The 26725-nt window shown below is 47.9% G+C and carries 23 protein-coding genes and 2 tRNA genes; 13 read left to right on the plus strand and 12 right to left on the minus strand.

Going from position 1 to position 26725, the window contains the following annotated elements; all coding sequences use genetic code 11:
• Positions 1–12: 12 nt before the first annotated feature.
• Entirely contained in the window at positions 13–366 is a 354-nt protein-coding gene (locus FH968_RS11615) for a YfeC-like transcriptional regulator (RefSeq protein WP_139879577.1), read from the minus strand.
• A gap of 222 nt (positions 367–588) precedes the next feature.
• On the opposite strand from FH968_RS11615, the gene FH968_RS11620 reads away from it, so the two are divergent.
• From FH968_RS11620 to FH968_RS11635, 4 genes are all read left to right on the plus strand, one after another.
• Positions 589–664, plus strand: a tRNA-Ala gene (locus tag FH968_RS11620).
• Positions 665–710: 46 nt separating this feature from the next.
• Positions 711–786 (plus strand) — tRNA-Ala (locus FH968_RS11625).
• A 284-nt stretch (positions 787–1070) separates the two neighbouring features.
• Complete coding sequence (locus FH968_RS11630) at positions 1071–3269, plus strand: EAL domain-containing protein (RefSeq protein ID WP_139879579.1); 2199 nt, start codon at positions 1071–1073, stop codon at positions 3267–3269.
• A 33-nt stretch (positions 3270–3302) separates the two neighbouring features.
• Entirely contained in the window at positions 3303–4943 is a 1641-nt protein-coding gene (locus FH968_RS11635; protein ID WP_223271314.1) for a diguanylate cyclase, read from the plus strand.
• A gap of 41 nt (positions 4944–4984) precedes the next feature.
• Here the strand turns inward: FH968_RS11635 and FH968_RS11640 are convergent, their stop codons facing one another.
• Entirely contained in the window at positions 4985–6172 is a 1188-nt protein-coding gene (locus FH968_RS11640; RefSeq protein WP_139879582.1) for a NupC/NupG family nucleoside CNT transporter, read from the minus strand.
• 361 nt (positions 6173–6533) lie between these two features.
• Between FH968_RS11640 and FH968_RS11645 the strand changes: the two genes are divergently transcribed.
• Entirely contained in the window at positions 6534–7772 is a 1239-nt protein-coding gene (locus FH968_RS11645; RefSeq protein WP_139879584.1) for an Nramp family divalent metal transporter, read from the plus strand.
• Between the two features lie 50 nt (positions 7773–7822).
• On the opposite strand, the gene FH968_RS11650 is transcribed toward FH968_RS11645, so the two are convergent.
• Positions 7823–8182 carry a DUF2502 domain-containing protein gene (locus FH968_RS11650; protein WP_139879586.1) on the minus strand — a complete coding sequence of 120 codons (360 nt, stop codon included), beginning with the start codon at positions 8180–8182 and terminating at the stop codon, positions 7823–7825.
• Positions 8183–8334: 152 nt separating this feature from the next.
• The gene (gene mgrA / locus FH968_RS11655; protein ID WP_139879588.1) at positions 8335–9324 is read right to left on the minus strand and encodes an L-glyceraldehyde 3-phosphate reductase; all 990 of its coding nucleotides are present in this window, start codon (positions 9322–9324) and stop codon (positions 8335–8337) included.
• Between the two features lie 182 nt (positions 9325–9506).
• Between mgrA and FH968_RS11660 the strand changes: the two genes are divergently transcribed.
• Entirely contained in the window at positions 9507–11165 is a 1659-nt protein-coding gene (locus FH968_RS11660) for an alpha-keto acid decarboxylase family protein (protein WP_139879590.1), read from the plus strand.
• Here the strand turns inward: FH968_RS11660 and FH968_RS11665 are convergent.
• Positions 11162–12397 carry an ion channel protein gene (locus tag FH968_RS11665; RefSeq protein ID WP_139879593.1) on the minus strand — a complete coding sequence of 412 codons (1236 nt, stop codon included), beginning with the start codon at positions 12395–12397 and terminating at the stop codon, positions 11162–11164. The two genes, FH968_RS11660 and FH968_RS11665, sit on opposite strands and share 4 nt — an antisense overlap.
• Positions 12398–12617: 220 nt before the next feature.
• On the opposite strand from FH968_RS11665, the gene glk reads away from it, so the two are divergent.
• Positions 12618–13583, plus strand: a complete 966-nt coding sequence (gene glk / locus FH968_RS11670) for a glucokinase (RefSeq protein ID WP_139879595.1) — start codon at positions 12618–12620, stop codon at positions 13581–13583.
• Positions 13584–13613: 30 nt separating this feature from the next.
• Here glk and FH968_RS11675 read toward each other — a convergent pair whose 3' ends face one another.
• The 3 genes from FH968_RS11675 to FH968_RS11685 all read right to left on the minus strand — a co-directional run bounded on the left by FH968_RS11675 (position 13614) and on the right by FH968_RS11685 (position 17438).
• Positions 13614–14345 (minus strand): LytTR family DNA-binding domain-containing protein, encoded by a 732-nt coding sequence (locus tag FH968_RS11675; protein WP_139879597.1) that lies wholly within the window; start codon positions 14343–14345, stop codon positions 13614–13616.
• The gene (locus tag FH968_RS11680; protein WP_139879599.1) at positions 14342–16048 is read right to left on the minus strand and encodes a sensor histidine kinase; all 1707 of its coding nucleotides are present in this window, start codon (positions 16046–16048) and stop codon (positions 14342–14344) included. Before FH968_RS11680 ends, FH968_RS11675 begins: the two co-directional genes overlap by 4 nt.
• 148 nt (positions 16049–16196) lie before the next feature.
• A complete protein-coding gene (locus FH968_RS11685) occupies positions 16197–17438 on the minus strand; it encodes a DUF1479 domain-containing protein (RefSeq protein ID WP_139879601.1) in 1242 nt (413 codons plus the stop codon).
• 243 nt (positions 17439–17681) lie between these two features.
• Here FH968_RS11685 and alaC point away from each other — a divergent pair, with 243 nt between their 5' ends.
• Positions 17682–18920, plus strand: a complete 1239-nt coding sequence (gene alaC, locus FH968_RS11690; RefSeq protein WP_139879603.1) for an alanine transaminase — start codon at positions 17682–17684, stop codon at positions 18918–18920.
• A 51-nt stretch (positions 18921–18971) separates the two neighbouring features.
• On the opposite strand, the gene ypdK is transcribed toward alaC, so the two are convergent.
• The 3 genes from ypdK to FH968_RS11705 all read right to left on the minus strand — a co-directional run bounded on the left by ypdK (position 18972) and on the right by FH968_RS11705 (position 20450).
• Complete coding sequence (gene ypdK, locus FH968_RS24170; protein ID WP_370451494.1) at positions 18972–19115, minus strand: membrane protein YpdK; 144 nt, start codon at positions 19113–19115, stop codon at positions 18972–18974.
• Between the two features lie 294 nt (positions 19116–19409).
• Positions 19410–19607: a hypothetical protein gene (locus FH968_RS11700; protein WP_139879605.1), complete on the minus strand. Its 198-nt coding sequence runs from the start codon at positions 19605–19607 to the stop codon at positions 19410–19412.
• Between the two features lie 153 nt (positions 19608–19760).
• Positions 19761–20450: a TetR/AcrR family transcriptional regulator gene (locus FH968_RS11705; protein ID WP_139879607.1), complete on the minus strand. Its 690-nt coding sequence runs from the start codon at positions 20448–20450 to the stop codon at positions 19761–19763.
• Positions 20451–20532: 82 nt separating this feature from the next.
• On the opposite strand from FH968_RS11705, the gene FH968_RS11710 reads away from it, so the two are divergent.
• The 3 genes from FH968_RS11710 to FH968_RS11720 all read left to right on the plus strand — a co-directional run bounded on the left by FH968_RS11710 (position 20533) and on the right by FH968_RS11720 (position 23122).
• Positions 20533–22032 (plus strand): MDR family MFS transporter, encoded by a 1500-nt coding sequence (locus tag FH968_RS11710; protein ID WP_139879609.1) that lies wholly within the window; start codon positions 20533–20535, stop codon positions 22030–22032.
• A 124-nt stretch (positions 22033–22156) separates the two neighbouring features.
• Positions 22157–22663, plus strand: coding sequence for a hypothetical protein (locus tag FH968_RS11715; protein WP_139879611.1), 507 nt, complete (start codon positions 22157–22159; stop codon positions 22661–22663).
• A 12-nt stretch (positions 22664–22675) separates the two neighbouring features.
• Positions 22676–23122, plus strand: coding sequence for a DUF421 domain-containing protein (locus FH968_RS11720; protein ID WP_139879613.1), 447 nt, complete (start codon positions 22676–22678; stop codon positions 23120–23122).
• A 103-nt stretch (positions 23123–23225) separates the two neighbouring features.
• Here the strand turns inward: FH968_RS11720 and hpaX are convergent, their stop codons facing one another.
• On the minus strand, positions 23226–24596 hold the full coding sequence (hpaX, locus tag FH968_RS11725; protein WP_370451498.1) for a 4-hydroxyphenylacetate permease: 1371 nt from the start codon (positions 24594–24596) through the stop codon (positions 23226–23228).
• Between the two features lie 317 nt (positions 24597–24913).
• Between hpaX and FH968_RS11730 the strand changes: the two genes are divergently transcribed.
• Both FH968_RS11730 and FH968_RS11735 read left to right on the plus strand, forming a co-directional pair.
• The gene (locus FH968_RS11730; RefSeq protein WP_139879618.1) at positions 24914–25387 is read left to right on the plus strand and encodes a MarR family winged helix-turn-helix transcriptional regulator; all 474 of its coding nucleotides are present in this window, start codon (positions 24914–24916) and stop codon (positions 25385–25387) included.
• Positions 25388–25719: 332 nt separating this feature from the next.
• Positions 25720–26725 (plus strand): amidase (locus FH968_RS11735; protein ID WP_139879620.1); only part of this gene is annotated, 1006 nt, incomplete at its 3' end.

Consider the following 26725-nt stretch of genomic DNA (forward strand, 5'->3'; position numbering starts at 1 on the left):
TAAATACTCGTCTTACTCATCACGAATACCTAAACGTTTTAAAACTCCCGCAATACCTTCACGCAGAAGCAATGCTGACATCTGTTCTTGCTCTGAAATCGACATTTGCTTCATCGAATTAAGTAAAAGAGCTTCCAACGAAGTGCTATTAACGTGGTAACTGCCGTGCTTTTCCGAAACGCGTTTTGCGCTATTAATAAAGTCGCGGACACGTTCATCCACATGAATCAGGCGAGCTTTTCCTCCCTGAACTCCAGGCTTTTGAGTCGTAAGCCAATTTTCTTTGCGTACCCATTTGTTGATTGTTTGGCGACTATAGCCAGTCATCATCGCCAGCTCTTCTGGGGTCATACGTTCCTTGAGCACAGTTTTTTCCTTAAATCCAAAAGGGTTATTAGGGGTTCATTTTATGAGATCATTTTACTGGAAACTGTGACAGGATTAACTACCGCAGGATGAGATGCAATTTGCTTTAGCTGCAGCTGTTTGCTTTTTCGACGATTGATCGCAGAAGCCGAATTTGACGTTGACACTCTTGAGTGGGTTTCATATGATGCCGCCCGTCGATACGACACGGTTTCACGGTACGGGGCTATAGCTCAGCTGGGAGAGCGCTTGCATGGCATGCAAGAGGTCAGCGGTTCGATCCCGCTTAGCTCCACCAAATCTTTACCAGCAAGATTTGAATCGTTAAAACCAAACCCATTCGTGGGGCTATAGCTCAGCTGGGAGAGCGCTTGCATGGCATGCAAGAGGTCAGCGGTTCGATCCCGCTTAGCTCCACCAAAATATGAAACCCTCGCCTGATGGCGGGGGTTTTTTTATGCCTCTGAATACTTCTCTAAACAGCCATTTCACCGTGATATTTATTCTTCTAATCAGCAATTTTTGAATACGATTGATTCTTAATATATATATATCAAATTATTTCTCTTTGTATGATTGTATAAAAATACAGTAAATTTAAAGGGGTATGATATTTTGTAAGCTTGATTTGTGCAATAAATAAACGTATTCTTTACCACCGAATAATGCTGTAAGGCTATTACAGCGCACAGATTCCAGAGCTTATGATTTTTAATACATCAATCAGAAAATACGCCACAGCACTGGTTTTATGCCTCTTACTTTTCCCTTTTTCTCGCTATATTTCTCCATTAACCACTGTAGGGGGGCATCAGATTTATCTCGCCTACCTTCCAGTCAGTTTGATGATTGCCATGGTGTTTATTTATGGCCGAGTTGCGATTGTTCCTCTGATAATTTCTTCAGTAGTGACATTTTCATTTTTCCTGAATTTTCCGTTCATTGCGTTAGCAGCTTTTATTATTTGTTTGATATTCCCAATCATCATCTGCAGTATGATTGTTCGTTATTATCTGGGGCCGCGATGGCGCTATGCCCTGACCGATAAAGGCATGGGGATTAGAATATTATGGCTTGGCTTTGTTGCCCCTGTCAGCATTAAATTACTAATGTATTTTGCGGGGCAGTATATTTCTTTCCCTGCAAATGTAGCCGCTTACTTTGGCGATAATTCACACATGTTTATGGTGATGGATTTCCAAAGTCTGGTTGCCTCATCTCTCATCTTTAATTTTCTATTTTATTATCCATTAAGGATGATCCTAAACCCTCATTACGCACGTGCATTCTGGCGTCGTTGCGTGATGCGTGATTTCATTGGACCGCGTCGTTTTTACTCCTTCACATGGCTATTGAGTTTGGTAGTGCTGTTGACCGTACTTTGTTCACCCTCAAGCATGCTAACGATTTCTGGTTACCTGGTGCCGGTTGTCTTCATATTGTTTACCTTGGGGATCCGTCATTTTGGCCCACGTTTAATGGGCCTGCTTTGGGGCCTTTCTGCATGGTTTCTGCTAACTTTTAACCGTGGTTTTCTTTACGGAGTGAACACAGAATTCGCCCTGTCCTTTATTCTTTCTGTATTTATCTCTTTTTCAGTCTGCATGCTATACATGACGATGATATTTAAGAAAAATGAATGGATGAAGCGTATTTATCATTCACAGGCTCTCACTGATCCATTAACGCAATTACCGAATTTACGTGCGCTGGAACAACACGTGCAATGTTATCCGGAAGGAACGTTATGTTGTCTACGTATGTCTAATCTGGAGTTTCTCAGCCGCCATTACGGCATGATGATGCGCATTCATTGCAAGCGTATTATTACCAGTCAAATAGCACCTTTGATGCAACAAGGTGAACAAGTATTTCAGTTGCCCGGCAGTGAATTATTGATTTTTTTGCGTGGGCAACATACTAATGCGCGGCTTGAACATATTGTTGATCTACTCAATTGCAAAAAAATAAAATGGCATAACACTATGCTGGAGATTGAGTATGGTGCTGCTTATAGTGTTATCGACAATAACTTGGTTGAACTACACCATACATTAGGGAAATTAAGCTATTTGTCTGAGCAGACTAGTATCGCCACGCGTGTGCTTAGTCTGAATACTCAAATTGATTACGTTTCTGATAAGACCACTGAACGTGTTTTGTTATTACAGAAAATTAAACGTGTATTGAATGAAGAAGATCCTGTGGTGCTCTACGCGCAGCCTATCGTAGATGCAACAGGGAAAGGATATTACGAAATACTCAGCCGCATAGTTTTTGAAAACCAGATAATTGCTCCTGACAAGTTTATTCCTATTATTGCAGAGTTCAACCTCAGCACCCGCTTTGATATGTTGGTGGTGAAAAAATTAGTGAATTTCTTGTATCTTCATCCAAACGATATGCAGCAACCGCATTTTTCTGTCAATCTTATGCCATTGACGTTGATGCAAAAAGACATCGCTCAGAAAATTGTTTCGCTGTTCACCCAATACCAAGTTCCAACCAGCAGTGTCATTATTGAAGTCACCGAAGAACAGGCGTTCTCGGACTCAGAAACATCAATGCAGAACATCACACTGCTGCGTGACAATGGTTTTAAAATCGCCATTGATGATTTTGGTACGGGTTATGCGAATTATGAACGACTCAAACGGCTTCAGGCGGACATAATCAAGATTGATGGCTGCTTCATAAAAGACATCACCTCGGACTCTCTTGACCCCCTGATTGTTAAATCTATATGCGATATGGCTCGTGCTAAGCAATTGAATGTTGTGGCCGAGTATGTCGAAACTGAAGAACAGCGTGCGCTATTGCACGAACTGGGCGTACAGTTTTTACAAGGGTATCTGATTGGTAAACCAGAGCCTCTTACCGCAGTTCATGCTTTAAGGTCGTAGTATGTTGCGAGCATATGATCAAAGGGCTTATTTGTGAGCACTTCATTAGCAAATCGGTTTCGCCTGCCTATGGCTAAAACACTGCGTGTGATCCACCTGGTTTTCATTTTTGTTTTTGTGCTGAACACTGTTTTGTTCTGGCAGCAGGGACAGCTATTTAGCCACGGTTATCGCACCAGCCACCTCAGCCATCTTGAAAGTGTTATTACCCGTATTGAAAGTAAAGCTCAGTACAAAATTGATAACCTTCGCTATCTAAAGCGTATCTTCGTTGAATCAATGGATGACCCGCTATTTCCAGGTGCTGCGATTGTTCCTTCCGAAATCGATGATGGTTCAGGCAACAATCGCCTTTGGGTAGGTGATTTGCCTTTGCCAAATGTTATCACTGAAGATTCCGCATTTCCTGGGCAAGAAGCATTTGAAGTTCGCCAGGAACTCTATGCATTGCGCAAAATTCAGAGTCTTTTCCCGTTGGCTTCCGGTGCAAATGAATTAACAGCTGATTTGTACTACATCTCGCGCGAAGGCGAATTTATTGTCTCTTTATCGCAAGAAGTTAACTCGCTATTGATCAGCAGCTACAACCCTCATGAAAAGCAGGGCAGTTTCGTGCTGGCATCACCGTTGTTGAACCCGCAGCGCGAGCCTTTCTGGACGCGGCAAAATATCGCGCAAAGCAATGACACACTGATCAACGGTGCCATTCCGGTCGATTACCGTGGTAATTGGATAGGATTGCTGGGTATTGCTTTTAATAATGACTCGGTGCAAAAATTCCTGGCCTCTTCGTTACCGGAAGGGACACAAAGTGCGTATCAACTGTATGACGAACAACTAAAGCCGTTAACGGGTGTAGTTGGGGATATCAATCATTTTCAACTGAGTGCGAAGCAGTTATCGACTATTCGCCAGACGCTTGAAGTCTCCTCGCGCGGCACCATACGTGACGGCACAGTATTTATCACGTTTGGCAAAGTTGTCGGAACCCAATCGGTTGTTGTAAGCACGCAAACGCTCAGCCAGGGGCTACATGAGGGCTTTGGTCGTTTCAGTATTCTGTTGGTGGTGATGTGGGTGATTTTCGTGCTTTTCCTTTGGGGGTCGCACAAGGTCATTTGCCGCCTGGTACGAAATATGGGCAGTTTACAGCGTGAAATGCAACACCATGCGCTTCACGACGACTTGACAGGGGCACTCAATCGGCGCGGTTTTTTTGCGCGTACATCACAAATAAGCCCCAACTATGTGGATTACACCATCGTGCAGCTTGACCTTGACCACTTCAAAAGAGTGAATGATGTTTACGGGCATTTGGTCGGCGATAATATGCTGGTGCATGCTACTGGGCGTATTCAGCGAGCAATCCGCAACCAGGATATTCTGGGGCGCATCGGCGGTGAAGAGTTCTGTATTTACCTACCGAATTCCGATCTGAAAGCCGGGATTATGGTTGCCACAAGAATTAAGTGGGAGCTTGAGTCTTCTGGACTGATGCTTGAGGATGGCTCTCTGCTCCCGATTACCGCATCGTTGGGTATTGCTTCGCACAGTGAGTATCCAGAGAACTCGCTTGACCAAATTCAGGCGCTTGCTGATATGCGGATGTACACCGCGAAAGAACGTGGAAGAAATCAGGTGTGCTGGCAGTATGACGACGTGATTCAGGCATAAAAAAACCGGGGCAAATGCCCCGGTTTTTATTGTGAGGATTCTTACAAGAACAGGCCAGCGATAGACGCTGACAGAATACTCACCAGCGTCGCACCGTAAACCAGTTTCAGACCAAAGCGAGAAACAACGTTACCTTGCTCTTCGTTCAGGCCTTTAATCGCACCCGCGATAATCCCGATAGAAGAGAAGTTGGCAAACGAAACCAGGAACACAGACAGGATACCTTCCGCACGTGGGGAAAGCGTACCAGCCAGTTTTTGCAGATCCAGCATCGCAACGAATTCATTGGATACCAGTTTGGTGGCCATAATACTACCAACTTGCAACGCTTCATTTGACGGAACACCCATCACCCAGGCTACCGGGTAGAAGATGTAACCCAGAATGCCTTGGAAGGAAATGCCCAGAACAGCTGCAAACAGTGCGTTCAGCGCGGAGATCAAAGCGATAAAACCAATCAGCATTGCGGCTACGATAATCGCGACTTTAAAACCTGCCAGAATGTATTCACCGAGCATTTCGAAGAAGCTTTGACCTTCATGCAGGTTAGACATCTGTAGGTTTTCTTCGCTCTCATCAACGCGGTACGGGTTGATAAGAGAAAGCACGATGAAGGTACTGAACATGTTCAATACCAGCGCTGCGACCACATATTTAGGTTCGAGCATCGTCATATAAGCGCCGACAATCGACATGGACACAGTAGACATGGCCGTAGCGGACATGGTGTACATGCGGTTGCGCGACATCTTGCCGAGAATATCCTTATAGGCGATAAAGTTTTCTGATTGTCCCAGAATCAGCGAGCTTACGGCGTTAAAGGATTCCAGTTTACCCATACCATTCACTTTAGACAGAAGGGTACCGATAAAGCGGATAACAATTGGCAAGATGCGGATGTGCTGCAAAATCCCGATCAGCGCAGAGATAAAGACGATTGGGCAGAGTACTTTCAGGAAGAAGAAGGCGAGTCCTTCGTCATTCATCTTACCGAATACAAAGTTTGTCCCTTCATTAGCGAATGACAGCAGCTTCTCAAACATTTCTGAGAAACCTCTGACAAAGCCCAAACCAATTTCTGAGTTCAGGAAGAACCAGGCAAGAATGAGTTCAATCACTAACAGTTGAACGATAAAACGAATACGGATCTGCTTACGGTTGCTACTCAGCAATAAAGCAAGTAGCGCAACCACGGCAAGCGCTAAGACAAAGTGAAGAACGCGGGACATATTTGCTCCAAACATGAGGCAGGTTTAATTTCGTTGCACATTCTATGAAACAAGCAATAAGAAAACGAGAGCAAACGCACACTATAGTAATGTCATGTGACCAAACTCAAAATTAGTGATCAAACATACATTTCTGCTATGTTAAGTAAAGAAGATAAAAGTTGCGTCAACGCACATATCTTTAACATAGTTCTTGTCACAGTTGCTGTTCGTTAACCGGCGATAGAAAATCGCTACTGCAAATCCTTCATTGTTTCAGTCTATCAAAGAAATCAATTTATGCCCTTTAAATGAATTTGATAATCATTCTCATTTTTGATAGCTTAAAACATAGCAAAGGCTATATCTCCAGAGGCAGATAATGACAAACAGTCGCGTTGAAAATAGTGGTACTCGCACAGCGCGCAGATTACGTCTGGCGTTAATGGGCCCGGCATTTATCGCGGCTATCGGTTATATCGATCCCGGTAACTTTGCCACCAACATCCAGGCTGGTGCTAGCTTTGGTTATAAATTGCTGTGGGTGGTGGTATGGGCCAACCTGATGGCGATGCTGATACAAATTTTGTCGGCAAAACTGGGGATTGCGACCGGGAAAAATCTCGCCGAGCAAATTCGTGACCATTATCCGCGTCCAGTTGTTTGGTTGTACTGGATACAGGCTGAAATCATTGCCATGGCTACCGATCTTGCCGAATTCATCGGTGCTGCGATTGGTTTCAAATTGATCCTTGGCGTCTCGCTATTGCAAGGCGCAGTACTGACTGGCATCGCCACGTTCCTGATTCTGATGTTGCAACGACGCGGGCAAAAGCCACTCGAAAAAGTGATCGGTGGATTGCTGCTGTTTGTCGCTGCGGCTTATATCGTTGAGCTGATTTTCTCCCAACCTAAGCTGGCGGAGCTGGGTAAAGGAATGCTGATCCCTAGCCTGCCAACCAGCGAAGCGGTGTTTTTGGCAGCGGGTGTGCTGGGCGCAACCATTATGCCGCACGTTATCTACCTGCATTCGTCACTGACCCAACATCTGCACGACGGCAATCATGCGGAGCGTTATTCAGCCACCAAATGGGATGTTGGTATTGCGATGACCATCGCTGGATTTGTAAATCTGGCGATGATGGCCACGGCTGCCGCTGCGTTTCACTTTTCAGGCCATACCGGCGTTGCCGATCTTGACGAAGCGTATCTGACGCTGGAGCCGTTATTGAGCCACTCGGCTGCCACCATTTTCGGTTTAAGTCTGGTTGCTGCAGGCTTATCATCAACCGTTGTCGGTACACTGGCAGGGCAAGTCGTGATGCAGGGGTTTGTGCGTTTCTATATACCGTTGTGGGTACGTCGCTCTGTCACCATGGCGCCTTCATTTATCGTGATTCTGATGGGGCTTGACCCAACACGAGTCCTTGTCATGAGCCAGGTATTACTCAGTTTTGGTATCGCACTGGCACTTGTCCCTCTGCTGATTTTTACCAGCGATGAAAAATTGATGGGTGATTTGGTCAATACCCGCGTAGTGAGAATAGTGGGGTGGGTGATTGTCGCAATAGTTGTTGCGCTCAATATCTGGCTACTGATTGGCACCGCGCTCGGATTGTAGACGTAAAAATGGGAGCCGCGGCTCCCATTTCAATATTCTAAATAGTGCGATTAGTGGCGATGACCGCCGCCATGACCATGTCCATGATCGCCACGCCCACGCCCACCACGATGATCATCGCGATCGTTCCAGCCTGCGCGATAGCCGTTCTCAAAACTGCTACGACCACGGTCTTTATACCAACCACGGTGATAACCGTTGTCATGGCGATGCCAGCGGTTATCACGCCATTCGTAGTTATTACGCCAGTAATCACGGTCGCGCCAGCCACCACCGTCCCAGTAATTACCGCGATAATCCTGATCGCCTATTTGTAGCTTAACCGACGGCAGCAGGGTGATTTCGCCCGCATTTGCCACCAGCGGTACAGATGCCAGTAATGCAATCGCAAGAATCAGTGACCTGAACATACTCTCTCCTTAATACACGGTAACCGCCAGGCGGTCTGTTACCGCAATATTAAGGCGTGGTAAACAAGTGTTTCATCGCCACAAATCCTAAATCGCAGAAGATAGCACGTTTTGCTAATTTCGCTTATAATTAAACCAGTCAGTGATAGCGATTACACTAAAATTTCTTCGATCTCTGCAAGCTCTGCCGCAGTGAAGTGGCGATTAGCTAACATGCCAACAGCATCATCTATTTGGCTGGTTTTACTGGCACCAATCAGAACTGATGTCACTCTGTCCCCGCGCAGCACCCATGCCAGTGCCATTTGAGACAGTTTTTGCCCACGGCGTTGCGCTATCGCATTTAATTTACGTACTTTTTCCAGCTTCGCAGTGGTGAGTTGATCGGCATTGAGAAAAATACTCCCGCTTGCAGCGCGTGAATCCGCCGGGATGCCACTCAGATAACGGTCAGTGAGTTGCCCACCCGCCAGAGGTGAGAACGCAATGCTCCCCACACCTTTTTCTTGCAGTACATCCAACAAACCATCTTCTACCCAACGTTCAAACATCGAGTATTTTGGCTGATGGATCAAACATGGCGTACCGAGATCGTTAAGAATATCAATCGCCTGTGCTGCGAGTGCAGCCGGGTAATTTGAAATACCGACGTACAACGCTTTACCCTGGCGCACCACGGTATCCAGCGCGCGCATTGTCTCTTCAAGCGGGGTTTCCGGGTCAGGGCGGTGATGATAGAAGATGTCGACATACTCAAGCCCCATACGCTTCAGGCTTTGATCGAGACTTGAAATCAGATATTTACGTGAGCCCCAATCACCATAAGGTCCACCCCACATGGTGTAGCCTGCTTTTGACGAAATAATCAGTTCATCGCGATATGGAAGGAAATCTTCACGCAAGATGCGGCCAAAGTTTTCTTCAGCAGAACCTGGAGGTGGGCCATAGTTATTGGCCAGATCCAAATGGGTAATCCCTGAATCAAACGCACGATGTAAAAGCTCGCGGCTGTTGTCCAGAAGTGTGGTATCACCAAAGTTGTGCCATAAGCCAAGCGAAATGGCGGGCAATTTAAGTCCGCTGCGCCCACAACGGCGGTATTCCATTGATTCATAACGCGCAGGATGTGCCTGATAAACCATTTGTTTCCCCTGTTAATAGATAATGCCTAACGTAATGTATACGTTTCCACAAAATTTCCGGCTATCAGACTACACCCCAGTTAAGTGTAAATCCCTCTTTCCACGACCTTATTCTCCTGGTTCCTCGACAGTGATCACATATGCCCAATACTCACTGTAAGCCCTCTGAGAAGGAATGAGTTATGTCTTACACCATCGCGGACTATCTTCTGGACCGATTCACCGAAGCTGGGATCACCCATCTGTTTGGTGTCCCAGGTGACTACAACTTACAGTTTTTGGATAACGTGATTAGCAACCCAACCCTCTCTTGGGTGGGTTGTGCCAACGAGCTAAATGCCGCCTATGCCGCTGATGGCTATGCCCGCTGCAACGGTGCCGCAGCATTGCTAACGACATTTGGTGTCGGTGAGTTAAGTGCAATTAACGGTATCGCCGGAAGCTACGCCGAGTATTTACCTGTTATCCATGTCGTTGGAGCGCCTTGCCTTGGCGCACAGCGGCGTGGCGAGTTATTGCACCACACATTAGGTGATGGGGATTTCAGACATTTTGCGCGTATGGCCGAGGAAGTGACGGTGGCTCAGGCTTCGCTCACTGCAGAAAATGCATGTTATGAAATAGATCGGGTTTTGCATCAGACAATAACGCAAAGCCGTCCAGGTTATTTACTGCTACCCAGCGACGTCTCTCAGGCTCCTGCAACTCGACCGACAAAACCACTGTTAACGGCACAACCCGCTACAGACCCTATGTTATTAGCTGAATTCCGCGCCTGTGCACAAGAGCGCCTGGCGGAAAGCCGCAGCGTGGCATTATTGGCGGATTTTCTGGCATTGCGTTTCGGGCAGCAAAAAGCGCTACAGCAGTGGATGGATGATACGCCAATGCCGCACGCCACGTTGCTGATGGGAAAGGGGTTATTCGATGAAGGTCAGCAGGGTTTTGTTGGTACTTACAGCGCCGCCGCCAGTGACGCTGCGATTATCGAGGCGATAGAAAAGGCTGAATTGGTCATCTGCGCGGGCGCCAAATTTACGGATACGCTCACCGCCGGATTTACTCAACACCTCACCCTCCAGCAGACCATCGACATTCAACCGAATGCGACGCGAGTCGGCGAACGCTGGTTCAGCGGAATTACCATGGCGGATGCGGTGAATGTGCTGCATCAGCTGTGCAAGCACCAGGTTTCCGGTTGGCCGGTACCGAAGCAAAAGCCGCCGATACTACCAGTAGGTACTCACAATAAACTGGACCAACATGCATTCTGGCTGGCAATGCAAAACTTCCTGCAACCCGGAGACATCATTCTTGCTGACCAGGGAACCGCAGCTTTTGGTGCGGCAACGCTGACGTTACCGCCAGGTGTGACGTTCATTGCCCAACCATTATGGGGTTCGATAGGCTTCACGCTACCAGCAGCGTTTGGTGCACAAACCGCATGTCCAAATCGACGCGTGGTATTGCTGGTGGGGGATGGTTCGGCACAGCTCACTATTCAGGAAATAGGATCAATGTTGCGCGATGGACTGCGGCCGGTAATTTTCTTGCTCAATAACGACGGCTATACCGTTGAGCGGGCGATTCACGGTGCCGAGCAGCGCTATAACGACATCGCACCGTGGAACTGGACGCAAATTCCGCAGGCGTTGAATATTCACAACCCAGCGCAGTGTTGGCGTGTGACTGAGCAGGTGCAACTTGAGGAAGTGATGCAGAAAGTGGCGAGAGCAGAACGACTGTCGCTTGTGGAAGTCGTTCTGCCTAAACAGGATATTCCCGAGCTATTGCAGGCCATCACGGCATCGCTTGCCAAACGCAATGCTTCGAAAGATTAAGGTTTGGGTTTATCCGCCATCATCACCGGTTTGCCTGCCAGCAACAGCCAGGCTGGCAGCATCACGATGCACAGCAACGGCAGCAGTTTCATGTCTGGCACGATGGTCATTGCCATAAACAGACTGAGCCAGCCATCACGTGTAACCACCAATACCAGGCCAAGGATGGCGCAAGACAGCGTAATGGCTGCTGGAACCGCCTCGACATGCTGATGCAGCATCATTCCCAGCGCAACACCAACAAATACAATCGGGAATATACGCCCGCCACGGAACCCACAGGCCGATGCAATCACTAGAGCTGCCAGTTTTACTACTGCGAACATGAACAATGTGGCGACGGAATAGTGTTGCCCTGTGGCTAGCTGGCGCATTTCATCAAGCCCTTTGAACATCGTTATCTCACCGCCAATCAGCCCTAATACACCTAACAGGAAGCCGCCAATACCAAGTATTAATACAGGATGTTTTAGCTGATGGATTAAACGGTGCGCTCGCGGCAAGCACCAGACCGCAACCATACCTAATGCAATCGCGATAGCTGCCACCACCGCACCGCTAAAGATATCCACCAGGCGCATTTGTGGATATTGCAACACCGGTAAAGAGAAGTCAGGTTGGAAGAACAGGCCAGTAGTTATTGCACCGGCAGCCGCTGCCAGTAGCGGCGCAAATAGTCTGTCCCAAAGCGGCACGTCATTACTGCCGTTCAGCGTCTGGGAAAACACCAGCGCGGCGGCAACGGGGGTGCCAAACAGTGCACCAATGGTTCCGGCAGCGGCAAGGATAGTCCAGTCGAGTGCGCCGACTTTTGGTAGCAGACGTGCACCTATGGCGACCGCCAGCGCAATATTCACCGCCATAATAGGATGTTCCGGCCCGAGGCTCACGCCACCGGCAAGACCCAGTATCAGCGTAATAATAAGCCCTGGTAACGCCATTACGGGTACAGGTGCTCCAATCAACGGTTCGGTTGCCGGGTCTGGACCGCCATGGCCTGGCATATAGCGAATCACCAGCCCAACCGCAATCCCGGTAGCCGTGAGCATCAATAAAATCCACATCGGGGAATTCATATCGAGTGAGAAACGGGCGGGCAGGGAGACCCACAAATAATGCTGCAAAACGTTGGCAGCTTTCATCACCACAATCAACACCAGGCTGGAAAAAATCCCAATCACTAACGCAGGGATAGAAAGAACCAACATCGTTCTGGCTCGCGGATGGAGCATGATTATTCCTTAACTTAAATTTTTAAGTACAAATAGCCGCGGTAAACAGTCTGTCAGATAACTTAACCCGCAGCTCTGCAAATGGAGCTGAAACGCTCAAGCTAATCTGTGACGTAGATCTATAATCCCAAGGCGCTTCTCATCTGGTCGTTGTTGTTTAGGCTAGCTAATTTTACAGTGATGCCAGAACTTATTTTGACTTTAGCGGAGCAGTGGAAGAATGACAAAATATGCTTTGGTGGGAGATGTAGGCGGCACCAATGCTCGTCTGGCACTGTGCAACGTAGAAAATGGTGACATCATCCAGGCAAAAACCTATTCAGGCCTTGATTTTCCAAGCCTGGAAGCGGTCGTGGTGCATTATCTCAAAGAGCACAATGTCAGTGTGACTGACGGCTGTATCGCAATTGCTTGCCCGATTACTGGCGATTGGGTGGCGATGACCAACCATACCTGGGCATTCTCAACCGCCGAGATGAAAAAGAACTTAGGTTTTGAACATCTGGAAATTATCAACGACTTTACCGCCGTATCCATGGCGATACCGATGATTAAAGAAGAACACCTGATCAAATTTGGTGGTGGAGATCCAGTAGAAGGTAAACCCGTTGCGGTCTACGGCGCGGGTACGGGCCTTGGCGTGGCACATCTTGTTCACGTTGATAAACGTTGGGTCAGCTTACCGGGTGAAGGCGGTCACGTTGATTTTGCGCCAAACAGCGAAGAAGAAGGGATTATCCTTGAAGAGTTGCGCACTGAAATCGGCCACGTTTCTGCCGAACGCGTGCTCTCAGGTCCAGGGCTTGTGAACTTGTATCGCGCTATCGTCAAATCAGATGGACGTGAACCGGAAAACTACAAACCGAAGGATATTACCGAACGAGCACTGGACGATAGCTGCACCGACTGCCGTCGTGCGCTGTCACTGTTCTGCGTAATCATGGGGCGTTTTGGTGGCAACCTGGCACTGACACTCGGGACGTTTGGCGGCGTGTACATTGCGGGCGGAATCGTGCCTCGCTTCCTGGAATTCTTTAAAGCATCCGGTTTTCGCGGCGGTTTTGAAGACAAGGGGCGCTTCAAAGAATATGTGCACAACATTCCGGTATACCTGATTGTTCACGATCAGCCGGGCCTGCTGGGCGCTGGCGCACATTTGCGTCAAACGCTGGGGCAGGTTCTGTAATACAGGCGGGCGCAACTTCTTGTGCCCGTTCTACAACCGCATCAACTGGCGGAACTCTTTTACTTTGCTGCGACTCACTGGCACCTGAAAATCCAGATCCCGCAGGCGTAAAATATAAGTATTGTTAAACCACGGTTCTATTTCGCGGATCTTACTCAGGTTCACGCAATACGAACGGTGGCAGCGGAAAAAGTGACTTTCCGGCAACCTGTGGCAAAACTCGGTGATATTCATCGACATCACATAGGCTTCGCGTCGAGTGTAAACAAACGTCATTTTCTCGTGTGCTTCGGCGTAATAAATATCGTTAATATCCGTAACAATAATCCGCTCATCTTTCACCAGATTAATCGTCAGCGCTTCGCGGTTCGTCGTGTTTCCAGATGCTGGCGCATTCTGTTGCTGGTAGGCGGCTTCCAGTTTTTGCAGCATCCCAATAATGCGTGACTCCTGATAAGGCTTCAGGATGTAGTCGAAGGCTTCCAGTTCAAACGCTTCTACCGCGTGTTCTTTCCATGCCGTGATAAACACAATAAACGGTTTATGGGCAAACTTACTGATATTTTGCGCCAGTAATACGCCATCTAACGACGGAATATTGATATCAAGAAAAATAGCGTCAACCTGATGATGTTGCAGATATTTCAGCACATCCATACCATCATCAAAGATGCCGGCAATCTCCATCTGGCTGTGTTCTTTTATCAGCCAATTCAGCTCCTGCTGCGCCAGCACCTCATCTTCTACGATGATAACTTTCATGCATTACCTCCTTGTTGCCACAATAACGGCGAAACGGCATTGGCTGCGTGAGGAACGTAGAATGCAATCTCAGTACCCGGCTCGAGACGACGAATATGCAACCCTTCGCCATAGAGTAATTTTACGCGATGATGCACATTCAACAGGCCGATTTTATTGCCTGGCATTTCGTTGGCTTCCACACGTTCGATGACCTGCGGATCGATGCCGTGTCCGGTATCTCGCACGGCAATACGCACGCGGTTCCCGCTTTCTTCAACGCTAATTGTCACCACGCCTTTGCCTTTACACTGCTGGACGCCATGAACAATCGCGTTCTCGACCAACGGTTGAATCAGCAGGCTTGGGATCAGACAAGTTACCTCTTCATCAATGTTATAAATCACCGTTAACTTGTCGCCAAAACGCGCCTGTTCAATGGCGATGTAATCCTTAATTTGGTACAGCTCTTTCTTAATATCGATCTGCTCATCATCTTTTAATTCAATGTTGTAACGAAGATAACGCGACAAGTTATAAATCAGCTGGCGCGCGGTATCTGGATTCATGCGAATGGAAGATGAAATTGCATTGAGGGCATTGAACAGAAAATGAGGATTGATTTTGCTTTGCAGCGCACGCAGTTCCGCTTTATTTGCCATCTCGCGTAGCTGCTCGGCGCGGGAAACTTCCAGCTGGGTAGAAATAATCTGCGATAGCCCGACGGCCATCTCCTGCAATGTCGAGGTTATCTGGTGCGCGTGGCGGTAATAAATTTTAAGCGTGCCGGTGACCAAACCTTTTTCCCATAAAGGAATAATGATTAACGAATGAATTTCTGGGGTACGCCAGGCTTCATCATCATTTCTGATAATGATCTTTCCTTCACGCAGCGCTTGCTGAGTTCGGGGGCTGATACCGTTATCATTCTGTTTGTAATTGCTCTCGCCAAAACCAACATAGGCCAGCACTTTGTCTTTATCGGTAATCGCAACGGCGTCGGCATTGATATCCTGGCGAATAATATTGCAAACCTGGCGCAGTGATTCGCTGTTAACGTTACGGAATAACGGCAGCGTTTTATTGGCAATATCCAGTGCCAGTTTTGCCTGGCGCGCCGCACTGGCTTCTTTTTCCCCTTCAACGCTTTGCACCAGCAAGACAATAAAGCCGATTGAGACTGTACCGAGGATCATTGGAATACCGATTTTCGAAACAATATCGATGCCAAGATCAATAGATGGCGCCCATAGCACCACCAAAACCATGGTCATGGATTCACACAACATGCCGGCAATAATCCCCACCCGCCAGTGTTGTGCTTTAGGTATTTTGCGATTGATCCAACCCGAAATAATACCGGCGACAATACTGGTAATCAAACAAGGTATGGCAGTAATTCCATCAATATCAATAAGATAACGGTGGGTCCCGGCAATAATACCAGTGATGATACCGACCCACGGGCCAAACAAAATGCCGCCTGCCATTACCGCAATAATACGTACGTTAACCAACGAGCCTTCAACATGCACGCCAGACCAGGTACTGAAAAGTGCAAACATGGAGAAAATAGCGGTGACGGCTAATAACTCTTTGGGCGTGTGGGCATTTTTATGGAGCAGCTCGCGAAAAAGGCGGATGCGAATTAAAAAGAACAGGCAAATAAGCATCAGCGCCGCCCGGTCAAATACCGCCAGCAGCATGTCAAAAATTTCGTGCACGGGTAACTCGCGTGACAAAGAATGGAAAGGTAATGATAAGGAAATTACTGAGCGGTTACCAGAAACGTGGTCTTCAGGTGAAAATAAGGTGGATGTCGCTTGTGCTAATCCACCCTACAACTGCTGAGGGGTCAGAATGTTGAAAAAGTTACTTCCCGCCCAACTGCTCACGCCCGGCTGGCGTTAAATCAGCAGGTGTTGCTCGTCCGTCAAAATCGACTTCAAAATCATCAGCTGCGAAATCTGGCGGTGATCTGCCTTCAACAAATGCAGGCCACTGGCGCTCAAGATAGGCAGCATTTTTCTCACACCATGGTGCGGCGGCGATATACATAACATTGCTATCAAATTCGCCAAGGTGTTCATTCTCAACAGCATGAATCACATCACAGTGCCAAAAAACGGTATCTCCAGCTTCCATATCCGGAATTGAGGAAATCCCAGTTAATAAAAGGGGATGCCACTGTTCGTTAATCGAAAGCGCGCGCCCAGGTTTTGCTTCGCACAGAGATTCTTCCGGTACATCGTCTTGTAAAGCGCGCAGTAAAATATAAGCCATCGCGTTTGCTATTGGCAGCAATGTCAGCGTGCCGCCGTGCTTACGCTGCGGGCTGAGCGCGGTCCATCCCTGGAAAGTACGAAACATCGAGCAAACCGCAGGAGACGGGAACTCACGTACTTCGGTGCGCCCTTCAGCAGCAAATGGGTTGTATTTCTGCCACTCACCAGAAAACACATGGCGATAAACATGGCGGAAATTCTCATCTAACCAACGCTCGACCGAACCGCCATCCACATGTGGCGAAAGCCCTAAAGAGTTTGAACGAGGAGGGCGGCGACGGGTACGGTCGGCATAGCTCACCACTCGATCCGGATCGAAATGCTGTTTACCGTTACTTTCGGTTTCCCATAAATTATTCAGGAAAACCTGCACCGCTTTCATCCGCGCATGCTGGCGCGCTTCCACTTGCGGCTTAGACCAGTAGATCCCGTAAATTTGTGGCTTACTTGCTGCAAGTGTTCCGAAATAGTTATCTTCTGCGGCGTTCTTTAACTTCTCAACAAAGTTATTACGCTCGAGGTAATTACCGACTTCTTCATTCCATGCGCGAGCCTGTGACTCTGGGAAAACGCCCTTTACGGTGCAGCAACCGCGCTGGCGAATCAGTGCTTTTTGCTGCTCGCTTACCCGATGGTTAACAATATCGTCGGCGTGAATCTGCGGCACCGGATTCTCACCACGTTCAATTTCAGCGCGAATAGCGTCAATCTGACGGCGCATATCGCCTTCGAGTTGTTGGAAAACAGCTTTGTAGTCCGGCAACTCGTGGCGAAGTTTTTGTTTTATCTCACGGATTGCACGCGGTAAGTCATCAATGTGTAGGTTCATGGCAGTGCTCCACGTCATCGGGAATTAAAGTTATAAGGTTGTTGCTGCATGGTTAATATAAGGCATGATCATCAAATAAAATAGGGATTAGCTTCAAATGAAGCATCCTCTTTTATAAGAGATAAAAATATTTATCGTTGCCTCTCGACAGGGGATTTTTATTCGGGCTATTTTCTAAGTAAGCCACATCGCGTGGCAGCGTCGCTCGGACGGTCCGGGCGCTAACGTTAATCTGAGGAATTTATGGCTGACACCAGTCCAAAACGTCGTTTTTCGCGCATCGATCGCCTCCCTCCGTATGTATTCAACATCACTGCTGAGCTGAAAATGGCGGCTCGCCGCCGTGGTGAAGACATTATCGATTTCAGTATGGGCAACCCTGATGGCCCAACACCGCCACATATCGTTGAAAAACTCTGCACGGTTGCGCTGCGCGAAGATACGCACGGCTATTCCACATCCAGGGGTATTCCACGTTTACGTCGCGCTATTTCTCGCTGGTACAAAGACCGCTACGACGTAGAAATCGATCCTGAAAGCGAAGCAATTGTCACCATCGGCTCGAAAGAGGGGCTAGCGCACTTAATGCTGGCAACGCTCGACCATGGCGACACGGTGCTGGTGCCAAACCCAAGCTATCCGATTCATATTTACGGTGCGGTTATCGCCGGGGCGCAAGTTCGTTCGGTGCCGCTGGTGGAAGGGGTAGATTTCTTCGCCGAACTGGAGCGCGCAATTCGCGAAAGCTATCCGAAACCGAAAATGATGATCCTCGGTTTCCCATCGAACCCAACCGCACAGTGCGTGGAACTGGAGTTTTTCGAAAAAGTTATCGCGTTGGCCAAACGTTACGACGTGCTGGTGGTGCATGATCTGGCCTACGCCGATATCGTTTATGACGGCTGGAAAGCTCCGTCAATTATGGAAGTGCCTGGCGCTCGCGATGTCGCCGTTGAATTTTTCACTCTGTCAAAAAGTTACAATATGGCAGGCTGGCGCATCGGTTTTATGGTGGGCAACAAAGAGCTGGTGAACGCATTGGCGAGAATCAAAAGCTATCATGACTACGGCACATTCACCCCGTTGCAGGTTGCGGCAATTGCTGCACTTGAGGGCCCACAAGAATGCGTGCGTGATATTGCCGAACAGTACAAACGCCGCCGTGATGTATTAGTCAAAGGCTTGCACGAAGCTGGCTGGATGGTGGAATGCCCGAAAGCGTCAATGTACGTATGGGCGAAAATTCCTGAGCAGTATGCGCACATGGGGTCGCTGGAGTTTGCCAAAAAACTGCTTCAGGATGCGAAAGTTTGCGTTTCACCGGGTGTGGGATTTGGCGATTACGGCGATACACATGTGCGTTTTGCCTTGATTGAAAACCGCGACCGTATTCGTCAGGCTGTGCGCGGCATCAAATCGATGTTCCGTGTTGATGGCTTGCTCCCAAGTACGCATAAATCGTCAACAGATATCGTCGAGTAAAAACGAAAACAGGAGCCCATTGGCTCCTGTTTCTCTTGTCTGGAGTGCAGGTTATTCAACCATCATCACAAACGTACCCACCCACACTAACAAAATGAACGACAATCCCATCATGAAGTATTTCACGTTATTGCTCCGCGCGTGTTGTCGCGCAATGTTGCTTAAAAATTCAGTATAGAAAGATGAAACCGCCACCCAAGACTTTTGGGAAAAACTTCACCTGGTGGCCGTTTTTTATCGTATTCAGACGGCGAACCAAAGACCCGCGGCGCTAATGTACTCTCCCTTCCTGGCTGAATACAAGAGCCTTGAAACGGTGATGACAATCCTTTTTTAAACTTTACATTTCTATCGCGATGAAAATAATAAACCGTTTGAATTATAAGGTGTTTTTTTGTAAGCAGGTATTATGGTTGAGATGAAAAGTAGGAGGGTGTGCAGTGCGGAAACTTCTGACTAACAGGCCCAATCAGGCCTGTTAACGATAGCTTACTTAACTGCCTCGTTGGCATTTTCCATTGCTTGTTTCATTGCCGCGTTATTAATGGAGTCCTGGCGATTATGCTCAGCCAAATAGCACGTATCCTTGCTGATTCCCTGGGACTGACATTCAGCCTGGCGCTGAGCCGCAGTGCTGCAACCTGCCAAAGTCCCCGCTATCACCATCATCAATATTATTTTTTTCATTACTGTTTAGTCCAAAATTTTAAAGTAGCCGCCGAAGCGAAATGCCGTTATCAGGCAAAAACATAATCCATTATTTATTGTGTGGGTTAACTAAGAAAAAGCCTAATCATTGATGTGATGAATGATTTGCATCGGAAATAAACCACTCTTGGGTTAAGTGCCACTGCCGACACCGGATTTGAGAAGTGCCGCAATATGGCGAGAGAGCCTCTCAGTGTTAAGGCTGGTGTCGCCTTTGCGGATATCGTGTTGCAAACGAGCAACCGGTAACAGTGTTAAACCAAACAGTGAGATAAACAAAAACTCAGGCTCGAGATCGGGGTTTAAACGACCCTCGTCCTGCCATTTGCGGATCCAGACTACCGCCGCTTGCCTCTCTTTCGAGCCGAAACGAGCATCAATTCTTTGTTTCAAAACTCCGGTTTCACTCAGCACTTCCCGTATCCACAGTGGGGCAAACCATGGGTGCAACAACGAAACATCAATGAATCGCTGGGTTAGTGCGGTCAACGCGCTGACGGGATCATTAGGGTGCATTTCAAAAGCGCCACCCATGGATGCACGCACCGGCATATAACGCTCATCAATCAATACATCCAACAATTGTTCACGAGTCTTGAAATAATAATGCAGCATCGCGGGAGTCACGCCTGCCTCTGTGGCAATTGCACTCAACGGAGTTTGTGCGACTCCAAAATTTGAGAACAATTTCAATGCAGTATCAAGGAGTAGGTCGCGTTTGTCGGCACTTTTGCCAGAACCTGTCGGGCGACCAGGACGGCGGCGTTTTATACCTTCAGTTGCGTTAATTTCGGATTTTTCACTGCCGTTTTCAGGTGACATTTTGTGCGGGTTCCATTGACCGGGTGAAACTATTCCATCTATATTAATTATCCAGTTAATTAATTACAAGCCAACAAATAAGATGATAGTCACAGAAACTCCGCAGACAGAAACGCAACAGCACGCAACATCTATTCGTTTGCTGTTTGCCGCGCTGATGTTGGTCATGCTGCTTGCGGCTCTCGACCAGACCATTGTTTCCACTGCCTTGCCGACGATCGTCAGCGAGCTGGGTGGGCTGGAGAAACTCTCCTGGGTCGTCACGGCTTATCTGCTGTCTTCCACCATTGTGGTGCCGCTATACGGCAAATTTGGCGATCTCCTCGGGCGCAAAATCGTGCTGCAAACCGCGATTGTGCTGTTCTTACTTGGCTCGGCATTATGTGGCCTGGCGCAGAATATGACGCAGTTAATCTTGATGCGCGCTTTGCAAGGTTTGGGCGGCGGTGGCCTGATGGTTGTAACGATGGCAGCAGTGGGCGACGTTATACCGCCAGCGGATCGTGGCAAATATCAGGGCTTGTTTGGCGGCGTATTTGGTCTTGCTACTGTGATTGGCCCGCTGATTGGCGGCTTTTTGGTTGAACATTTCTCCTGGCGCTGGATTTTTTACATCAACCTACCGCTGGGCATATTCGCACTCCTGGTGATAGGTGCGGTGCTTAAACCGCAAACTGCGCGAATTCGTCACCAAATCGACTTTCTCGGCGCGGGTTATCTCGCCGCATCGCTAACCTCGTTAATCCTGTTTACCAGCCAGGGCGGGACGGTGATGGCCTGGTCCGATCCGCAACTGTGGTGCATTTTTGCTTTCTTTGTAGTGACACTCGGCGGGTTTATTTACGAAGAGCGCTTAGCCTTTGAGCCGATTATTCCGCTCGGTTTGTTCCGTGACCGCACATTTTTATTGAGCTGTCTGATTGGTTTTATTATCGGTATGTCACTATTTGGCTCAATGACTTTCCTGCCGCTGTATTTGCAGGTGGTCAAATCATCCACGCCAACCGAAGCGGGGATCCAGTTGTTGCCGTTAATGGGGGGGCTGATGCTGACCTCAATCATCAGTGGGCGCATTATCAGCAAAATAGGGCGCTATCGCATCTTCCCGATTATCGGCACGCTGCTAACGTTTATTGCGATGGTGTTGCTGGGCACGCTTAAAATAGACACCCCAATCCATGTACTTTATCTCTATATCGCACTGCTTGGGTTTGGCCTCGGCATGGTAATGCAGGTTCTGGTGCTGGCGGTGCAAAACAGCGTAGAGCAGAAACTGATTGGTGTGGCGACCTCAAGCGCCACACTTTTCCGCCAGATTGGCGGTTCGATTGGCGTGGCGGCATTTGGTGCCATTTTTACCAATGTGCTGCAAAGCAAACTTATCGAACTCATCCCGACGGATGTGCAATTGCCTCGGCAGCTGGGTGCCAAAGCGGTGCATGAACTGCCCGTTGCATTGCAAAATGATTATTTACAGGCCTTTGGTGCCGCGCTGCACTCGGTGTATCTCATTTCTGCGGGAGTTGCGGTACTGGCATTTTTTCTCTCGTTATTAATGAAGGATGTGCCGCTGCGTAAGTAGCTCAAGAGTGGGGGAAAGCGATGCGGTGGCGTAGCTTTCCCCTGTTGACTAGACTTCAATCCAACAACGCTGAACCTCTCCTTGTTGTGGTGGCTCTATTCCTTTCTCTGGCCGGATTGAAATAATGAAAACAACGCCTGCCGTTAAATCTTCACCCGTCGTTGAAAAACCGTTCTGGTTGCGCTTCGAGTATCAGTTGCGCCGCTTTGGCTTTATCTTTCTGTTACTGATTGTTTTTGCTGCCATGCTTGGGGTTTTTTCTCACGGTTACCTGAGCGATGCTCGCCTTTCAAACGTCGACAATACCCTGGCTGTTGATTACGAAAAATTTAACCGCCTGATGAGTGACGCCGACCTGAAAATTACCGCGACCACATCCCCCGGTAAACCTAATCAAATTATTCTTGGTGGCGATTTCATGGACAGCTTCCGCATTGATACCCTGCAACCTCAACCGGATAATATGTATAGCCTGAATGGGAAAATGGTTATTGAATATAAAGCGCCAGCAGCAGGGGTTGAGCAAACATTGTGGTTAAGCCTTACGCCGATGAAAATCGGTGCCATTAAAAGCACCATTACAGTCGATAACGGTCCGGAAATCTCTTTCCGGCAATTTATATATCCTTAAGGTGACCCGACGATGGATATGGTATTAAGGGCGTTGGCTATTTACCTGATACTGATGGTGGTTTTTAAAATCGCAGGCAGGCGTGCACTGCTGCAAATGACATCATTCGATTTGATACTGCTGCTGATTATTAGTGAAGCCACTCAACAGGCGCTCCTGGGTAACGATTTTTCTGTCACTGGCGCAATGCTGACCATCGTGACGTTAATTGTGGTGGATATGTTATTTGGCTTAATAAAAAAATACCTGCCCAAAGCAGATGATTTCCTGGATAACACCCCCGTGATTCTGGTGGAGAATGGCTATCTCTTTCAGGACAAAATGAAAAAGGTTGATATTTCTTGTGATGATATTTTGCAGACTGCCCGCGTTGATCACGGTATCACTCGGCTTGCGGAAATAAAATTCGCCATTCTTGAGCGCAACGGACATATCTCGATTATTCCTGAATCCAAATGATTGAGGCTTAGATATGTGTTGGGTGAATGGTATTTAAAAAAACCGGGTGGTACTCCAACTGTACCCCCGGATTTTTATTGCCAGAAATTATTTATGTTCGTGTTTACCTGGTTTGGGGTTGCGCCATTTTTTTCATCGGTATCAATGAAATGACGAAGGCTCCTAATATCAGGAATCCTGCAACCATATATATGCCAGCATTGAAACTGCCCGTCATATCTTTCATCCAACCCATTAAGAGTGGCCCAAGTGCGGCACCCGTCATACCAGTGGCGTTGATAACCGCAATGCCAAGGGCGCGAGCTTGTAATGAGATGGACTGATCTGGAGTCGTCCAGAAAATAACCATCGCGGCAAAAGCACCAGCTGAAGCCATCACGATACCGGAAAATTGAAGCATTGGATTGGTACTGGAGGCCGTTAATATCCAGCCAGCAGCTGCAAACAGGTACGGTAATAAGGTGTGAATTTTACGCTCATTAAATCTGTCAGAACGCTTACTCCACCAAATCATTCCAACAATAGTACAAATTTGCGGGATCGCACTGAGCAAACCGATAGTAATATTATTACTTTCCTGATTAAAACTACGCAGAATTAACGGTGTCCAGACACTTAATGCGCTTAATGTATTGGTGAGGCAGAAATAAGCCAGTGTATAAAGCATGATGATGGGGGTAAATAACTCCCGCAACATACTACGTTGAGATGTCGGATTTATATTGGTACTTTGTTGTGTCTTTTGAATATTAAGTCTGTCGGCTTCCATCATTTCGTTCAAACAGGCTTTATCATCGTCGGTTAACCATTTGGCTTTGGACGGTGAGTCATCAAGCCAGAACCAGACTACCAAGCCTAATATTACAGACGGAAACCCTTCTAGCAGGAATAACCATTGCCAACCTTTAAGATTGAGCAAACCGTCCATATTCAGGATATAACCGGAAGCGAGCGAACCCAGCGCCATCGTCACTGGCATAGCAATCATAAATAAAGCATTCGCGCGAGCACGGTATTGCGCGGGGAACCAGTACGTTAAATAAAGTAACAATCCTGGCAAGAATCCGGCCTCAGCAATACCGACCAACATACGCAATACGTAAAGGCTTCCGGGGCCGGTTGCAAACATGGTCGCGGTTGAAGCAATACCCCAAACCACCATTAAAACGGCAATCCAGCGGCGTGCTCCGACAATACCTAGCATGATGTTACTGGGTATACCGCAAATCACATACATCACGTAAAACAGCGTTGTTGCCAGGCCAAACATGGTACTCGTGAGGCCAAGATCTTTACCCATCGTCAGACCAGCAAAACCAATATTAATACGGTCCAGATACGAAAAAACAAACAGCACAAATAAGAATACGATCAACCGACGAAATAGTTTTTTAACCACCGCTTGTTGCCGAGGATCCAGAGGTATCTGCGTGGGGGCTGGCGGGGCCAACACCTCGGAGCGAGTCTGTTCCATAGAAGGACTTTCGTTCATGAAGAGCTCCACATTGCTGTTTTAAGTATTGTGAGTTCGGTATTTCATGGATTGGGTACTACCTGATCCCACCCAACGCAAACACGTGCGCTAACGTATAGGAAAGAGGGGGAATGGATGTCAATGCGTTGTTTGATAAATGATACAAAAATGTTAATCACGTGGCATTTTTGAATCATTAAGTGTGCGGTAATCGCCCCAAAGCTGGGATTGAGCGTTGGTGTTGCCCAAGGCGCTATAGCGTCCAGGGTTTAGCAGGTATAATCGCTAAATCTAAGACTTTTTTGGTAAGGAACTTCATGAGCAGCCTGAAAAAAACACCGGATGTTGAGCCTGCGGATCCCGCATTTCACCGTGAAGAGTTTCCGTTTTACTGGATAGTGAATGTCTACGCGCGCTATACCCAAATCATGGAAATCACGCTGAAAAAGTCACAATTGGATGTTTCCCGCTTTCGGGTGTTGATGGTCACGCAGCAATACGGCAAGGCAAGCATTTCGCAAATCTCAGAATACGCGATGGTGAAAATGCCGACGGTGACCAAAATTGTTGGTCGCCTGCGAGATGATGGCCTGGTGACGACAGCAAGTAGCGAAGCAGATGCGCGCGTTACCGAAGTGATGTTGACCGCTGTAGGAGTGGAAAAGGTGGAAGAAGCTAACCGCCTGGCCAGTAAAGTTTTTGAAAAAGGATTTAAAGGAATGAGTGCGGCACAGGTGGAAAAAATGAACCTGTCTCTGGGAAAAGTCCTCGATAACCTCAACGATCTCTGAAGCAAAGCGGGCATAATGACAAAATTGTGACCCCGTTAAAGCTTTCATCTAACTCGCTATAAAATAAAGTGTTTTATCCATTCGTCGTTCTGAGCTCTCATGACGACTTTATTCTCTGTTGGCGGTTTTTTTCTTATTAATTCATTAGCATGAGTAAGTAACCCTGCACTGAATCAGGTTAATAAAATGTTATTTTTTCGTAAAAATAACGTGAAATATTACTTGAATTTTCATCTAAATATTCCATGATTGATTAATCTTCACTCAGAACGAAAAAGCAGCGATGACTGCTGACTAAACGTGATTCGTTTTTTCTGATTAAGGTTTTAATTATGAAGTCATTTTGTGAGAGCAATGGTTATGTTGAGCGGTTTGTCCTCGGTGAGGGGGAATTGTGCTTCGCTGTAAAAGATACGCTGGATATCGCAGGCTTTCGCACTCGAGCTGGGTGCCGTGCTCTGGCATCCGTTCCGGTTGCACAGCAGCATGCAAGCGTGGTTGAAACGTTACTTAATAAGCGCTGTGTGCTGACTGGCAAAACTACGCTGCATGAACTGGCATTCGGTGTGACGGGGATTAACCTCTGGAGCGGAACGCCGGTTAATCCTTACTTTCCTGCGCTTATCCCCGGAGGTTCATCAAGCGGTTCGGCAGCGGTCGTAGCGGCAGGTGAAGTCGATTTTTCACTGGGTACGGACACGGGGGGATCTGTGCGCATGCCGGCCGCCTGCTGCGGTATTCTTGGGTTTAAACCAGGCTACGGTGTTCTTAGCCGAAAAGGGGTTTTGCCTGCGAACAGCTCACTCGATTGTGTCGGTATTTTTGCTCGTGAACCGGCAGTTCTGCGCCAGGTTCTGACAAACCTTTCCCTCCCTGTCGATGAGCCGTTGACGGTATTACCGGCGGTGGGATTTGTTCAGGCGGCTATACCCGAAATTGATGCGCTTATCCTGGCGTTCTTTGAACAAATGGGCATTCGCCCACACCATTCTGAACTCCCGATGCTGGGCGATGCACATCGCGCGGGCCTTGCGATTATCAGCCACGAAAATTGGCAAGCGTTTAACTCATTGCTTGCGAGCGATGCAGTTTCGGCAGATGTGGCAAGCCGTATTCGGGCGGGCAAAGATGTCGATGCGGCTTCTCTTGCTGCGGCCGAAAGTGTGCGGATTCAATTCACCGAACAGGTCGATACGTTGCTGGAACATACGCCACTACTGGCGTTGGCAACGTTGCCCGAGCTTCCTCCTACGCTGCAAGAAGCAGAAGACCCGCTCAGTGTGGTTAACCTGACTCGCCTGGTACGGCCTTTTAATCTCAGTGGTCACCCAGCTCTGA

It is taken from the genome of Buttiauxella sp. B2, from assembly GCF_006376615.1.
GTDB lineage: Bacteria > Pseudomonadota > Gammaproteobacteria > Enterobacterales > Enterobacteriaceae > Buttiauxella.

Bases quoted from the DNA above. Each gene is read 5' to 3' on its own strand.
- hpaX (WP_370451498.1), bottom strand. From the start codon at position 24,596: ATGGAACAGACTCGCTCCGAGGTGTTGGCCCCGCCAGCCCCCACGCAG.
- FH968_RS11645 (WP_139879584.1), top strand. From the start codon at position 6,534: ATGACAAACAGTCGCGTTGAAAATAGTGGTACTCGCACAGCGCGCAGA.
- FH968_RS11685 (WP_139879601.1), bottom strand. From the start codon at position 17,438: ATGAACCTACACATTGATGACTTACCGCGTGCAATCCGTGAGATAAAA.
- FH968_RS11650 (WP_139879586.1), bottom strand. From the start codon at position 8,182: ATGTTCAGGTCACTGATTCTTGCGATTGCATTACTGGCATCTGTACCG.
- mgrA (WP_139879588.1), bottom strand. From the start codon at position 9,324: ATGGTTTATCAGGCACATCCTGCGCGTTATGAATCAATGGAATACCGC.
- FH968_RS11660 (WP_139879590.1), top strand. From the start codon at position 9,507: ATGTCTTACACCATCGCGGACTATCTTCTGGACCGATTCACCGAAGCT.
- FH968_RS11700 (WP_139879605.1), bottom strand. From the start codon at position 19,607: ATGAAAAAAATAATATTGATGATGGTGATAGCGGGGACTTTGGCAGGT.
- FH968_RS11640 (WP_139879582.1), bottom strand. From the start codon at position 6,172: ATGTCCCGCGTTCTTCACTTTGTCTTAGCGCTTGCCGTGGTTGCGCTA.
- FH968_RS11665 (WP_139879593.1), bottom strand. From the start codon at position 12,397: ATGCTCCATCCGCGAGCCAGAACGATGTTGGTTCTTTCTATCCCTGCG.
- FH968_RS11715 (WP_139879611.1), top strand. From the start codon at position 22,157: ATGAAAACAACGCCTGCCGTTAAATCTTCACCCGTCGTTGAAAAACCG.
- alaC (WP_139879603.1), top strand. From the start codon at position 17,682: ATGGCTGACACCAGTCCAAAACGTCGTTTTTCGCGCATCGATCGCCTC.
- FH968_RS11705 (WP_139879607.1), bottom strand. From the start codon at position 20,450: ATGTCACCTGAAAACGGCAGTGAAAAATCCGAAATTAACGCAACTGAA.
- glk (WP_139879595.1), top strand. From the start codon at position 12,618: ATGACAAAATATGCTTTGGTGGGAGATGTAGGCGGCACCAATGCTCGT.
- FH968_RS11730 (WP_139879618.1), top strand. From the start codon at position 24,914: ATGAGCAGCCTGAAAAAAACACCGGATGTTGAGCCTGCGGATCCCGCA.
- FH968_RS11710 (WP_139879609.1), top strand. From the start codon at position 20,533: ATGATAGTCACAGAAACTCCGCAGACAGAAACGCAACAGCACGCAACA.
- FH968_RS11630 (WP_139879579.1), top strand. From the start codon at position 1,071: ATGATTTTTAATACATCAATCAGAAAATACGCCACAGCACTGGTTTTA.
- FH968_RS11720 (WP_139879613.1), top strand. From the start codon at position 22,676: ATGGATATGGTATTAAGGGCGTTGGCTATTTACCTGATACTGATGGTG.
- FH968_RS11675 (WP_139879597.1), bottom strand. From the start codon at position 14,345: ATGAAAGTTATCATCGTAGAAGATGAGGTGCTGGCGCAGCAGGAGCTG.